The 11924-nt window shown below is 69.2% G+C and carries 16 protein-coding genes; 13 read left to right on the forward strand and 3 right to left on the reverse strand.

What is annotated here, in order from left to right:
* The 4 genes from BJP32_RS16375 to BJP32_RS16390 all read left to right on the forward strand — a co-directional run.
* Positions 1 to 410: translation initiation factor IF-2 (locus BJP32_RS16375; RefSeq protein WP_076224853.1), on the forward strand; the 410-nt coding region annotated here is incomplete at its 5' end.
* Between the two features lie 96 nt (positions 411 to 506).
* Positions 507 to 1043 carry a hypothetical protein gene (locus BJP32_RS16380; protein ID WP_046652709.1) on the forward strand — a complete coding sequence of 179 codons (537 nt, stop codon included), beginning with the start codon at positions 507 to 509 and terminating at the stop codon, positions 1041 to 1043.
* A gap of 89 nt (positions 1044 to 1132) precedes the next feature.
* Positions 1133 to 1765: a LysE family translocator gene (locus BJP32_RS16385; RefSeq protein ID WP_046652708.1), complete on the forward strand. Its 633-nt coding sequence runs from the start codon at positions 1133 to 1135 to the stop codon at positions 1763 to 1765.
* A gap of 88 nt (positions 1766 to 1853) precedes the next feature.
* Positions 1854 to 2405 (forward strand): hypothetical protein, encoded by a 552-nt coding sequence (locus BJP32_RS16390; protein WP_046652707.1) that lies wholly within the window; start codon positions 1854 to 1856, stop codon positions 2403 to 2405.
* Positions 2406 to 2515: 110 nt separating this feature from the next.
* Here BJP32_RS16390 and BJP32_RS16395 read toward each other — a convergent pair whose 3' ends face one another.
* Positions 2516 to 3256: a DUF6065 family protein gene (locus BJP32_RS16395; protein ID WP_003166583.1), complete on the reverse strand. Its 741-nt coding sequence runs from the start codon at positions 3254 to 3256 to the stop codon at positions 2516 to 2518.
* A gap of 91 nt (positions 3257 to 3347) precedes the next feature.
* Here BJP32_RS16395 and BJP32_RS16400 point away from each other — a divergent pair, with 91 nt between their 5' ends.
* A complete protein-coding gene (locus BJP32_RS16400; protein WP_076224858.1) occupies positions 3348 to 3893 on the forward strand; it encodes a prolyl-tRNA synthetase associated domain-containing protein in 546 nt (181 codons plus the stop codon).
* Between the two features lie 101 nt (positions 3894 to 3994).
* On the opposite strand, the gene BJP32_RS17250 is transcribed toward BJP32_RS16400, so the two are convergent.
* Positions 3995 to 4711 (reverse strand): hypothetical protein, encoded by a 717-nt coding sequence (locus BJP32_RS17250; RefSeq protein ID WP_143255499.1) that lies wholly within the window; start codon positions 4709 to 4711, stop codon positions 3995 to 3997.
* A 210-nt stretch (positions 4712 to 4921) separates the two neighbouring features.
* Here BJP32_RS17250 and BJP32_RS16405 point away from each other — a divergent pair, with 210 nt between their 5' ends.
* The 7 genes from BJP32_RS16405 to BJP32_RS16430 all read left to right on the forward strand — a co-directional run bounded on the left by BJP32_RS16405 (position 4922) and on the right by BJP32_RS16430 (position 9615).
* Positions 4922 to 6688: a hypothetical protein gene (locus BJP32_RS16405; RefSeq protein WP_076224855.1), complete on the forward strand. Its 1767-nt coding sequence runs from the start codon at positions 4922 to 4924 to the stop codon at positions 6686 to 6688.
* 389 nt (positions 6689 to 7077) lie between these two features.
* Positions 7078 to 7977 (forward strand): thioredoxin, encoded by a 900-nt coding sequence (gene trxA / locus BJP32_RS16410; RefSeq protein WP_003166579.1) that lies wholly within the window; start codon positions 7078 to 7080, stop codon positions 7975 to 7977.
* Positions 7978 to 7987: 10 nt separating this feature from the next.
* The gene (locus BJP32_RS16415; RefSeq protein WP_003166578.1) at positions 7988 to 8647 is read left to right on the forward strand and encodes an LON peptidase substrate-binding domain-containing protein; all 660 of its coding nucleotides are present in this window, start codon (positions 7988 to 7990) and stop codon (positions 8645 to 8647) included.
* A gap of 152 nt (positions 8648 to 8799) precedes the next feature.
* Complete coding sequence (locus BJP32_RS16420; RefSeq protein ID WP_003166576.1) at positions 8800 to 8994, forward strand: Trm112 family protein; 195 nt, start codon at positions 8800 to 8802, stop codon at positions 8992 to 8994.
* Positions 8995 to 9083: 89 nt separating this feature from the next.
* Positions 9084 to 9227: a hypothetical protein gene (locus BJP32_RS17390; RefSeq protein WP_157677998.1), complete on the forward strand. Its 144-nt coding sequence runs from the start codon at positions 9084 to 9086 to the stop codon at positions 9225 to 9227.
* Positions 9227 to 9427 carry a hypothetical protein gene (locus BJP32_RS16425; protein ID WP_128719211.1) on the forward strand — a complete coding sequence of 67 codons (201 nt, stop codon included), beginning with the start codon at positions 9227 to 9229 and terminating at the stop codon, positions 9425 to 9427. Before BJP32_RS17390 ends, BJP32_RS16425 begins: the two co-directional genes overlap by 1 nt.
* A complete protein-coding gene (locus BJP32_RS16430; protein ID WP_003166572.1) occupies positions 9424 to 9615 on the forward strand; it encodes a hypothetical protein in 192 nt (63 codons plus the stop codon). Before BJP32_RS16425 ends, BJP32_RS16430 begins: the two co-directional genes overlap by 4 nt.
* 15 nt (positions 9616 to 9630) lie before the next feature.
* Here the strand turns inward: BJP32_RS16430 and BJP32_RS16435 are convergent, their stop codons facing one another.
* Positions 9631 to 10884 carry a UbiH/UbiF/VisC/COQ6 family ubiquinone biosynthesis hydroxylase gene (locus tag BJP32_RS16435; protein WP_076224856.1) on the reverse strand — a complete coding sequence of 418 codons (1254 nt, stop codon included), beginning with the start codon at positions 10882 to 10884 and terminating at the stop codon, positions 9631 to 9633.
* A 172-nt stretch (positions 10885 to 11056) separates the two neighbouring features.
* On the opposite strand from BJP32_RS16435, the gene BJP32_RS16440 reads away from it, so the two are divergent.
* A partial coding sequence (locus tag BJP32_RS16440) for a DNA translocase FtsK 4TM domain-containing protein (RefSeq protein ID WP_198935306.1) occupies positions 11057 to 11924 on the forward strand: 868 nt, incomplete at its 3' end.

Raw genomic sequence — 11924 nt, forward strand, 5'->3', positions numbered from 1 at the left:
CCGCCGTTCAGGATCCGCCGCCGCCCGCACCGGCGATCACCGCCCAGCCCGCCCCCTCGCCCGAGGAAGCCGCCTTCGCGGCCAAAGGTGAAGCCTTCAACGTCGAAGCCGAACGCATGGGCGCAGAACTCGAGACGATCATGGACGACGCCAGCCTGGACGGCGCGACCAAGAAGGCCCGCACCGATGCGGTCCTGACCCAATACGAGCCCAAGTTCGCCGCCTTCGCCGACGAGTACGGCGCCTTCCTGCGCCAGATGGCCGAAAAGCCCGAGAACGCTGAGAAGAAGACGGAAATTCTGGCCGCCGCTGACTCCGCCTCGGCTCAACTGCGGGGCCTGCCCGCTCAGATCCGCACGGCGATCGACGCCGCCCTGGCCGCCCCGCCGGCTCCGCCCGCCGTCGACTAAGACGCCTGATCGCGAGATCGCGCCTTACCGCGATTTCACTTGAGCCGATCCCTCCTTCGGCGGACCCTGCGCGGCGTCCGCCGAAGGAGCTTCGTCATGACCCGCGCCCTCCCCCTCGCCTCGCTCTCCCTGGCCGCCGCCCTGGCCCTGCTGCCGGTCTCGACCGCCGTGGCCGAAGAGCAGAAGACCCCCGCCGAGACCCGTCTGGAAGCCGCCGCCGCCGTCTTCGAGGCCAAGATGCAGGAGTTCGGAGCCCGCGCCGAGCGCATCCAGGCCGACCCCGACCTGACCGAAACTCAGAAGGGCCTGCGCGTCGCCGCCCTGTGGTCCGACTATCAGCCCCACGTCGTCGACTTCACCGCCGAGGCCACGCGCCAGGCCGGTCAGATCGCCGAAGCGGCTCTGGCCGAGATCGACGTCGAAGCCATCGTCCGCGAAGCCATGACCGAGGCCGAGCCCGCGATTCACGGCCTGACGACCAACGGGGCCTGGGCGCAGATCGACCCTGAACAGATGGTCACCTACGGCCTGATCGCCCAATACGGCTTCGACCTGGCCCTGGACGCCCTGGCCGAGACCGCCCTGGCGCCGCAGCCGCTGGACTCCGACGGCCCGGTCCCCTGCCCCGCCTGAGTTGAACGGTCTGAGTTGAACGGTCTGGGTTGAACGGCCTGGGTTCAGACCCGGCTTGACCTGAGCTCGCTTGCGCCCGAAAGGGCCTTATGGCCGCGCTTCCTGTAGATCCGCATCTGTACCTGGCTTTTCTCGGCGTCATGGCCGTGATGGCGGTGACGCCCGGCCCGGCCAACATCTTCGCCGTCGCCACCGGCATGGAGAAGGGCAAGGCCGCCGCCCTGACCGCCGTCCTGGGCATGAACGCCGCCACTCTGGTGTGGTTCGGGGCCGCCGCCCTGGGCCTGGGCGCCCTGGTGATCGCCTTCCCCCAGGTCTTCCGCGTCATCGCCGTCCTAGGCGCCCTCTATGTCGCCTGGCTGGGGATCAAGGCCCTGAGAGGGGCCTTCGCCACCGCCGCCGAGCCTTCGCACATCGAGGTCAAGCGCGGGCGCAGCGCCCTGGTCGACGGCTTCATGGTCCAGATCGCCAACCCCAAGGCCATCCTCTTCTTCACCGCCGTCCTGCCGCCCTTCCTGGACATCAACCGTCCGCTGGCGCCGCAGCTGGCCCTGTTCGCCGCGACCACCGTCGGCATGGACGGCCTGTCGATGTGCGCCTACGGCCTGGGCGGGGCGGCCCTGGCGCGACAGATGACCGCGCCGCGCTTCCGCAAGGGTTTCGGCATTGTGGTCGGATGCCTTCTGCTCCTCGCCGCCGTTCTCATCGTCTCGCGTCTGTGATGCGCCGGGAATGGGCGATCGGGAACTTGACCATTCACCCCTCGTTCAGACCGACGGGCGTTCAATGAACGCTCAAGGAGAATTTTCCATGATGAAGCTTCGCAAAACCCCGGTGCTGATCGCCCTGGCGGGCGCGCTCGCTCTGGGCGCCTGTGCGACGGCCACCCCCTATCAGCCGGTCGGCTCGAAGGGTCAGGGCGGCTATGCCGAGCAGCGCCTGGAGTCCAACCGCTACGCCGTCAGCTTCTCGGGCAACTCGGTCACCTCGCGCGATCAGGTCGAGATGTCGCTGCTGCTGCGCTCGGCCGAACTGACGGTCGAGAACGGCTACGACTGGTTCGCCACCGTCACCCGCGCCACCGACCGCGACACCCGGTTCTACACGACGCCGGACCCCTTCTACTACGACCGCTACGGCCCCTATTGGGGTCCGTCCTGGCGCTTCTACCAGCGCGGCTACTGGAGCACCTGGGATCCCTACTGGGGCCGGGACCGCGACATCCGCCAGGTCGACCGCTATGAGGCCACGGCCGAGATCGTCATGGGCCGCGGTCCCAAGCCCGCCGGCGACGTCAACGCCTTCGACGCCCGCGAGGTCATCAACAACCTCGGCCCGCGCGTGATGCGTCCCACGTCTTAAGCAGGCCGCTAACGCTCCCTGCGCGGCGGCTCGCTGCTTGAGCGGCGCCAGACATGACAACGCCCGCCTCCAGCGACGGAGGCGGGCGTTGTTGCATCAGGCGCTTGGCCTCAGCCGATGCGCGGGTTCTTCAGGCGGCGCTTGTTCGCGTGGGTCGCCGGAGCCGAGCCCAGGGCCTCGGGCACCTCGCCCTTGAAGTAGAAGCGCTGCCACGCCTCCTTGGCCGCGTCGGGATCGCCCGAGGCCAGGCGGGTGTTGAAGTCGGTGCGCGAACGGTTCCAGGCTTCGAACTGCCCCTTCATGCCGGGGTTGGACTCCAGCGAGCGGATAACCGGCTCGAACTGCTCCACCTTGCGGTGCTCGACCGGCAGGATGAAGCAGAAAGGCTCGCCCTTCTCGAACTTGATCCGGCCCGGCCGCGTGAAGATCCAGTTCATGGTGAAGGGGAAGGGCAGCCAGTCCGTCTCGATCAGGCCGCTCAGCGGCTGGATGCCGTCCTTGACGTGGTTGGGCGAGCCCTGCGCGATCAGCCCCCAGCCCGGCGGCGTGCGGAACAGATACTGCGGGTGCATGGTCAGCACCCCGCGCGAAAAGTGCGAAGTGACGAAGTGGTCCAGCTCCGGCTGCGGCCGGTCCGGCGTGATCTTGATGTCGGTCTGCGACGGCCCGCCGTTCCACTCGGCCGTGAAGCCGAAGGGGCACAGGATCTCCCACCCCGTGGTGTTGGCCATGGTCAGCGGCAGACAGCGATAGGGGTGACGGCTGGCGAAGGCGTCCATCCAGTTGCGCGACTGGCGGCCCGGCACTAGGTCGCACGGACGCGCATTCATCGGATAGCATTCCAGTTCCAAGACGCGGCTCCCAAGCTTGACGAATAAGGCGGCGACCCTGAGGGTCGGCTTCCTCCCCTATCGCCCTCGCCGCCCGCCCGACAAGACCGAGATGACCGCCATCGCCGCCGATCCCGCCTCCGACATCCTGCACGAGCCCGCGTATGACCGCGCCCGCCTGCTGGCCTGGATGGCCGAGCACGGGATCGAACAGGCCACCCACGACCACCCCGCCGTCTTCCGCGTCGAGGAAGGGCTGGACCTCAAGGCCGACCTGCCGGGCCTGCACACCAAGAACCTGTTCCTCAAGGACAAGAAGGGTCGCCTGTGGCTGATCTCGGCGGCCCAGGACACGGTCATCGACCTGAAGCGCGCCCACCGCGCCATGGGCTCGGACCGCCTGTCCTTCGGCAATGAAACCCTGCTGTGGGAGACGCTGGGCGTGCGCCCCGGCTCGGTCACGGCGCTGGGCCTGATCAACGATGCGGACCGCCGCGTGACCTTCGTGCTGGACCGCCGCCTGTGGGAGGCGGCCGTCGTCAACTTCCACCCCCTGGCCAATACGGCGACCACCGCCCTGAGCCAGGACAGCTTCCGCCGCGTCCTAGCGCTGCTGGACCGCGAGCCGATCGTAGTGGACTTCGACGCGCTGGACTGAACGGCGACTTCGCAGACTATAGGCTCTGTCTGAAATCGACCCATTGCGGACGTTGAAAGACGGCGCCGCATCACCACCGACCTTGGGCGGTAATCCATAAACTATGCCAGTTGACACGGTCCACGAGCTTTCTCGATCGCTTCGCTTATCGAGTTCAGCACCTGAGGGAGCCGTGGCAGATTGCTGGCGTCGAGTTGTACTGCAAACTTATACTGTTCATCTTGCGAGACCATCTCGCACCAGATCAGTGGAATGTCAGGGCCATAATCCCGACATTGCGTCAGCCTCCGACTATCTACATAGCCATAGGGATAGGATTCTGAACTGATCTTCACTGTCCAAAGCGTGGGCGTCCCATTAGCGGCTGGCGTCGGCGTTTTGCGTATTGAGGCGTCCACTGTTGCAGGAGGTCCAACGAGCCACGATTCCAGATAGTCTTTCTCGGGATTTGACCAGCCGACCACAGAAACCCAGACTCGCCCGTCCTGTGGATGTCCGTACCAATCCTCCTTGCGACCCGGCACCTCGTAGGGTGAAATTCTCACCGCGTCGCCGTCCGCAGCAATGAGAAGAGCAGGATTCAATGGGTCTACAGGATCGGGCGTCGCAATCGCCCACGGACGCGGCACACGCTTGCCGTCTAGGCACGTTCCATCGCGCAACTTGATGGCAGTTGGGCTAAAAGCTTGGGTATTCAACTTTGCCCACGCTACGATCTCCGGCCCAATATCATTGGCTGTGCCGGCCGGACGCTCCGAGCACGCCCCTACCATGAGGAAAAGCGACGCGAGTGCAGTTTGGGCAAGCCGCAGGGACATGGACACACAATGCCTGAGCCAATGCCTGCTAGCCACCCTCTGCAGACCCCAACCGCTTCCGTCTGTGAGCCGCCCGCCCAGGAAAGTCCCGTTTCCCGGAATCGCCCTGTCTAAGGGGCGCGCCAAGGCGTAATATCGCCGTTCTCGACTTCATCACGCGCGCCTGTGCGGCGGACGTTCATCGCGTCAGGCCCTGAAAGGGGACGGTGCATGAGACTGTTCTGGAAAGCCTTCGCCGTAGGCGGAGCGGGTCTGGTTCTGGCCGGGCCGATGACCGCCCTCCCCGCGTCCGACGCCGCAACGGCGCTGCGCCTCGAGCGCCTGTTCGGCGGCGTCTGCGGACCGGGTTCCGGCGGCGGCGCCCTGGCCCGCAGCCTGCTGGTCGCCTCGGCCGTCGCCGCGCCCGCCAGCCAGGCGCAGCCCATTCCCCTCTATCCCGACCTGACGACCTCGCCGTTCAAGGCGACCACCGACGACGCCGGCGCCCAGGCCTATTTCAGCCAGGGGCTGACGCTGGCCTACGGCTTCAACCACGCCGGGGCCGTGCGCTCCTTTCGCGAGGCGCAGAGCCGCGATCCCGCATGCGCCGCCTGCTGGTGGGGCGAGGCCATGGCCCTGGGCCCCAACATCAACGCCCCGATGGACGAACGCGACCGGGCGGCGGCGCTCAAGGCCCTGAACCGCGCCCTGGTCCTGAGCGCCGGGGCCGCGCCGCACGAGCAGGCGCTGATCGACGCCCTGGGTCTACGCTACTCCGACGACCCGGCGGCCGACCGCGCCGCCCTGGACGCCGCCTACGCCGACGCCATGCTGGTCGCCGCGCGCCGCTTTCCCGACAACGACGACGTCGCCGTCCTGGCCGCCGAGGCGGCGATGGACACCACGCCGTGGAACTATTGGGAGGCCGACCAGCGCACCCCCGTCGGCCGCATCGGCGACGCGATCCGCCTGATCGAGACGGTTCTGGACCGCAGCCCCGACCATCCGCAGGCGGCCCATCTCTATATTCACCTGATGGAGGCCGCCGATCCCGCGCGGGCCGAGAAGGCGGCCGACCGCCTGGCCGTCGCGCGTCCCGCCAGCGCGGGCCATCTGGTGCATATGCCCGGCCACATCTATCTGCGGCGCGGCCGCTACGCCGAGGCCATGCGCCTGAACGTCGCGGCGGCGCGCGCGGACGAGGCCTTCATCCGCGACACCAACGATGAGAGCCTGGTCCGCTACGGCTACTATCCGCACAACATCCACTTCATCGTCGCCTCGGCCCAGATGGCCGGCGACATGGACACCGCCCTGCGCGAAGCGCGACGCCTGCGCACGGTGCTGGATCCGGCGACCTCAGCGCGGATCGCCTGGGTCCAGGTCATCGACGCCGCCCCCTATCAGGCTCTGGCCCAGTTCGCCGAACCGCGCGCCGTCCTGGCCGCGCCCGCGCCCGACGCCCGCCTGCCATACGCCGCCGCCATGCGCCACTACGCCCGCGCCGTCGCCCACGCCCGGTTGCACGACCAGAGAAGCTTCGACCGCGAAATGGCGGCGCTGAACGCGCTGAAGGCCTCCCCCGCCTTGGCCGACATGGTCGCCCAGGGCGTGCCCGCGCCCGATCTTCTGGCCCTGGCCGAGGCCGTGGCCTACGGGCGCATGGCCATGGCGCGCGGCCGCCCCGCCGAGGCGACCGAGCATTATCGCCGCGCCGCCGATCTGGAGGCCGCCCTGCCCTATATGGAGCCCGCCTTCTGGTACTATCCGGTGCACCAGTCGCTGGGCGCGGCCCTCTATCAGGCCGGGCGCCCGGACCTGGCCGCCGACGCCTTCCGCCTGGCCCTGGCCCAGACGCCAAACAACGGCTGGGCCCTCTACGGCCTGGCCCGCGCCGAAGCCGCCCAGGGCCGCGCCGCCGAAGCCGCCGCCGCCGACCAGGCCCTCAAGACCGCCTGGCTGGGCGACGCCCGCTGGCTGCGGATGGACCGGCTGTAGGGCGCGCTGCGCCCCGTTCTGACGCACCCGCCTGCTACGGCATGACGAAGCCGCCTCTCTTTCTTCCTTCTCCCCTTGTGGGAGAAGGTGGCCCGTCAGGGCCGGATGAGGGGTCTTGCGCCAGCAGATGAGATCAAAGAGGCAAAACGTCAGAAACCCCTCATCCGTCTCGCTTCGCGAGCCACCTTCTCCCACAAGGGGAGAAGGATGCTGGAGCGCCATCCACTCTGGTCGAAGGAAGAGATTTCAGACGATTCAGACGAATTGGACTCTGTTTTTTCCGCTCTCCTCGCCTTCGCCTGCGGCAAGGCGCGCTTTCGGCTTGATGGCGAGGCATCCCGACGCCATCTGATCCGTTACCTTCCTTCGACTCCCATGCGGACCCGACCATGACCTTCGCCGACCCGTCCCTGACCACCCCGCCCGACCTGATCAAGGACGGCACGGACGCCTCCTTCATGACCGACGTGATCGAGGCCTCGAAGCATCAGCCGGTCATCGTCGACTTCTGGGCCACCTGGTGCGGCCCATGCCGGACGCTCGGCCCCGCGCTGGAGAAGGCCGTGCGCGCCGCCAAGGGGGCGGTGAAGATGGTCAAGATCGACGTCGACGCCAACCCGGCCTATGCGGGCCAGCTGCGGGTGCAGTCGATCCCGACCGTCTACGCCTTCGTCAACGGCCAGCCGGTCGACGGCTTCCAGGGCGCCATTCCCGACAGCCAGATCAAGGCCTTCATCGACAAGCTGACCGGCGGAGAAGGCGTCAACACCGACGTCGAGCAACTGCTGTCGCTGGGCGAGGAGTCGCTGGGCCTCAACGATCTGGGCGGCGCCGCCCAGGCCTTCGCCCACGTCCTGACGATGGAGCCCGACAACCAGAAGGCCATCGCCGGCATGGCCCGCGTCTATCTGGTCGAGGGCGACGCCGAACAGGCGGCCCAGACCATCGCCATGGCCCCGGCCGATTCCACCGAGCCGACGGTTCAGGCCGTGCGCGCCCAGCTGTCGCTGGCCTCGGCCGCCCCGACCGGCGCGACCGCCGAGCTGGAGGCCCGGCTGGCGGCGAACAAGAACGACCACGAGGCCCGCTTCGACCTGGCCCAGGCCCTGGCCTCGGCGGGCGATCTGAAGGGGGCGGTCGACCACCTGCTGACCATCGTCCAGGCCGAACGCGAGTGGAACGACCAGGCCGCGCGCAAGCAGCTGCTGACGGTGTTCGAGGCCGCCGGCCCCAACAGCGAAGTCGCCCGCGACGGACGACGGCGCCTGTCCTCCATCCTGTTCTCCTAACGGCGCGATCATGGCTCAGGGCTACGTCAAGGCCAGCGAACTTCCCCAGGTGATCCCGGTGTTTCCCCTGCCGGGCTCCATCCTCCTGGCGCGAGGCCAGCTGCCGCTGAACATCTTTGAGCCGCGCTATCTGAACATGGTGGACGACGCCATGGCGGGCGACCGGATGATCGGCCTGATCCAGCCGGTCGGCCCCGCGGGCCTGCGCCCGCCCCTGACCCGCGTCGGCTGCGCCGGGCGGATCACCAGCTTCGCCGAGACCTCGGACGGGCGCTATCTGATCACCCTGACCGGGGTGTGCCGCTTCGCCGTGGCGACCGAGATGCAGGTCCGCACCCCCTATCGCCAGGCGCGGGTCGACTTCCTGCCCTATGAGGCGGACCTGCGCGCCCCGGACCCGGCCGAGGATTTCGACCGCGAGCCCTTCCTCTCGGCCCTGGCGCCCTATCTGGCGGGACGCGGCATGGACATCGACTGGGACACCGCCCGCGCCGCGCCTCAGGAGGCCCTGGTCAACAGCCTGGCCATGGCCCTGCCCTTTGATCCGCCCGAGAAACAGGCCCTGCTGGAAGCCTTGACCCTGACCGAGCGCGAAGCGGCCCTGACCGCCCTCCTGCGCATCGAAGCCGTCGCCCCCGACGACGACGAGCCCGGCCCGGCGATGCAGTAGTCTGAGCGCGCCCAACGCGATAAACACACGACCAACATAACAGGGCGCCCGACGCCCTCAAGCAGCGAGCGCCCGCGGCGCGAGCGATAGGGCGCAAACTTCCTCAAACAGTGAGCGCCCGCGGCGCGAACGATAGGAAACTGAAAAAGATCATGAGCGACGCCTTCAACACCCCCGTCTCGGTCGATCCCCGCCTGCTGGAGGTGCTGGTCTGTCCGGTCACGCGCGGCCGCCTGACCTATGACCGCGAGCGCAACGAACTGGTTTCGGCGGGCGCCAAGCTGGCCTTCCCCATCCGCGACGGCGTGCCGATCATGCTGGCCGAAGACGCCCGCCCGCTGGACTGAACCTTACGTCGCGCTTAGGCGGCGCCCCGCTTTCCTCATCGCGCCCTTATGGCCGTCGGGTGTTTCTTCGTCTCATGAAGGAGCCCCTCATGAGCCGCCGCGCCCTGCTGAACCAGTCGCTGAGCCGCCCAGCCCCGCCCGAGCCCGCCGCACCCAGCGTCTGGCGCATGGCCCAGACCGTGTTGGCCCTCTATCTCGGCTGCACGCCCCGCAACGGGAGCCGCCCGCGATGATGAGCGGCTATCCCGACGGGCGCCCCGCCGCCCCTCACCGCCCGCGCGCCTATGGCGTCGTCGCCCGCGACGGCGGCTGGTGCGTCACCCTGGACGGCTGCGCCACCCGCCCCTTCAAGGACCGCGAGGCCGCCGCGCGCATCGCCCGCCAGCTGCAGCGTCAGGCTGACGGCCTGCTCCAGACCGAGCCGCGCTCATGACCGCCGCCCGCGCCAAGGCCCGGCCCGTCCTGTTCGAGATTCGCCGCCTGGGCCGCGTCTGGCGGCTGACCTCTTCGGACGGGCTCTTCTTCGGCCTGTTCCAGAACCGGGCCTCGGCCCTGCGCTGCGCGGTGGAAGAGGCCGACCGCCGCGACGACGCCGACGTGCTGCTGCACGCCCACGACTAGGCCGAGCGGGCCCTCTTACAAACGCTCGCCGCGCAGCAGGCGGGGCAGATCCCCCGTCGCCCCGCCCGCCTCGTGCATGAAGGCGCGGCGCAGGGGGGCGATGCGGTTGACCGCCGCCATGCCCAGATCGCGGGCCAGACGCACCGGGGCGATGTCGTTGGAGAACAGGCGCACGAAGCCGTCGAAGCCCGCCGCCAGCGCCGCATTGTCGAATCGGCGCCAGCGGGCGTAGCGCTCCAGCACCAGCTCCGAACCGATGTCCTCGCCGATGCGCGCAGCCTCGGCCAGCACCTCGGACAGGGCGGCGACGTCCTTCAGGCCCATGTTGAGCCCCTGCCCCGCCACCGGGTGCACGCCGTGGGCGGCGTCGCCGATGATGGCCATGCGCGGCGCCGTCAGCCCCTCGGCCAGCTGCAGCGACAGCGGATAGACGAAGCGCGGCCCCTCGATCGTCAGCCCGCCCAGAAAGTCGCCGAACCGCCGCGTCAGATGGGCGTGGAAGGCCTCGTCCGAGGCCGAACGCAGGGCCTCGCCCCGGCGGGTGCTTTCGGTCCAGACCAAATTGGCCCGGTTCTCTGTCAGCGGCAGGATGGCGAAGGGGCCGTCCGGCAGGAAATACTCATGGGCGACGTTGCCGTGCGGCTTCTCCATGCGGACGGTGCAGACCACGCCGCTCTGCTGATAGGTCCAGCCGAAGACGTCGATGCCCGCCGCGCGGCGCACGGTCGAGTTGCGGCCCTCGGCCCCGATGACCAACGGCGCCGACAAGGTCGAACCGTCCTTCAGCGTCACCGTCGCCCGGCCCGGCCCGACCGCCACATCGGCCACGGCGGCGGGGGCGCGAACCTCCAGGCCCCGCGCCTCGACGGCCTCAGCCAGGGCGACGCGCAGGCGGCGGTTCTCGACCATATAGCCCAGCGGTTCGCCGCCGTTGCGGTCGCCGATCTCGTCCGCGTCGAAGCGGATATAGGCGGCCGAGGGCTTGCGGCTGGCGGCGCCGGGACGGCGGCCGTCCGTCACCAGAATGCGGTCCATCCGACAGGCGTGCGGTTCCAGCGCCTCGCCCAGGCCCAGAGCCTTCAACATGCGGAAGTTGGCGTAGGAGATGGCCGTCGCCCGCCCGTCGAAGGTCGGCGCCAACTGGGCGTCGAAGGGTTGAGGGTCCACCATGACGGGCCGCAGCCCTCCCTGCGCCGCCGCGAGCGCAAAGGTCGCTCCGACCAGACCTGCGCCGGCGATGATGATGTCGTAGTCGTCCGATCCGCTCATGCTGTCGTTCTAGGCCCCTATCGCACTTCACGCCACCACAAGCCCGCCTGCCTGATGGGACATAAGGGCTCATCACAGCCCGCAAAGGCCAGGCTGGTAAATGCCGCTTTAACCTTATGCAGGGCACTAAGGACCGGAGTCTCGCTTTCAGTCCCTTCAGGGGTTTGCCTTCATGTCCGCCGCCCTCGCGCTCGGCCATCGCGTCTGGAGCACCGTCCGCATCGTCTGGGCGGCGCCCTTCGCCGTGCGGTTCAGAGGGGTGCTGCAGGCCATGCTGGCCGCCCTTCTGCTGGTGGCCCTGATCTCGTGGAATCCGGCCGATCCCAGCTGGAACGCCGCATCAAGCCAGGCGCCGACCAACTGGCTGGGCGGCGCGGGCGCGACCTTCGCCGATCTGATCATGCAGTCGCTGGGACTGGCGGCCTGGCCGGCCGTCCTGCTGCTGATCGCCTTCGGGCTGGCCGTGGCCATCGGCGACGCCCTGCAGCACCGCTTGCAGCCGACGCCGTTCAAGATCTTCTGCGCCGTCGCGGGCGTGCTGCTGCTGTCGGCCGCCCTGTCGGCCCCGGTGGCGCCCGCGAAATGGCCGCTGGCGGCGGGCATGGGCGGGCTGTGGGGCGACGCCGTCACCGGCCTGGCCGCCAACGGTCTGGGCGCCCTGAAAATCCCCGGCGCGCGCATCATCCTGGGCGTGCTGTTCGTGATCCTGGCGCTGTGGAGCCTGGCCTATACCGTAGGCCTGCGCCTGCGCGACTTCACCGACACCGCCGGCTGGGCCGCCCAGAAGGGCGCCGAGGCCCGCGCCGCAAGACCGGCCAAGACCGCCAAATCGGGCAAGGCCCCGCGCGCCGCCGCCGAGCCCGCCGCCCCGGCCCGCAAGCCGCGCCATCGCCTGCCCGACGCCGAAGAGATGGAGGCGGACGGCCCCCTCGCGGCGCCCATGCAGCCCCAGGCCGCCTTTGCCCCCGCCGCAGACGCATCCGACGATGCGGACGCCTATGCCGACGAGGCCGACGCCTACACCCCGCCGTGGGAGGATG

The organism is Brevundimonas sp. ZS04, assembly GCF_001956865.1.
Classification (GTDB): Bacteria; Pseudomonadota; Alphaproteobacteria; order Caulobacterales; family Caulobacteraceae; genus Brevundimonas; species Brevundimonas diminuta.

Coding starts and splice junctions, on each gene's coding strand:
- BJP32_RS16420 (WP_003166576.1), top strand. CDS start 8,800: ATGAGCGACGCCTTCAACACCCCCGTCTCGGTCGATCCCCGCCTGCTG.
- BJP32_RS16400 (WP_076224858.1), top strand. CDS start 3,348: ATGACCGCCATCGCCGCCGATCCCGCCTCCGACATCCTGCACGAGCCC.
- BJP32_RS16390 (WP_046652707.1), top strand. CDS start 1,854: ATGATGAAGCTTCGCAAAACCCCGGTGCTGATCGCCCTGGCGGGCGCG.
- BJP32_RS16415 (WP_003166578.1), top strand. CDS start 7,988: ATGGCTCAGGGCTACGTCAAGGCCAGCGAACTTCCCCAGGTGATCCCG.
- BJP32_RS16385 (WP_046652708.1), top strand. CDS start 1,133: ATGGCCGCGCTTCCTGTAGATCCGCATCTGTACCTGGCTTTTCTCGGC.
- BJP32_RS17390 (WP_157677998.1), top strand. CDS start 9,084: ATGAGCCGCCGCGCCCTGCTGAACCAGTCGCTGAGCCGCCCAGCCCCG.
- trxA (WP_003166579.1), top strand. CDS start 7,078: ATGACCTTCGCCGACCCGTCCCTGACCACCCCGCCCGACCTGATCAAG.
- BJP32_RS16430 (WP_003166572.1), top strand. CDS start 9,424: ATGACCGCCGCCCGCGCCAAGGCCCGGCCCGTCCTGTTCGAGATTCGC.
- BJP32_RS16435 (WP_076224856.1), bottom strand. CDS start 10,884: ATGAGCGGATCGGACGACTACGACATCATCATCGCCGGCGCAGGTCTG.
- BJP32_RS16405 (WP_076224855.1), top strand. CDS start 4,922: ATGAGACTGTTCTGGAAAGCCTTCGCCGTAGGCGGAGCGGGTCTGGTT.
- BJP32_RS17250 (WP_143255499.1), bottom strand. CDS start 4,711: ATGTCCCTGCGGCTTGCCCAAACTGCACTCGCGTCGCTTTTCCTCATG.
- BJP32_RS16380 (WP_046652709.1), top strand. CDS start 507: ATGACCCGCGCCCTCCCCCTCGCCTCGCTCTCCCTGGCCGCCGCCCTG.
- BJP32_RS16425 (WP_128719211.1), top strand. CDS start 9,227: ATGAGCGGCTATCCCGACGGGCGCCCCGCCGCCCCTCACCGCCCGCGC.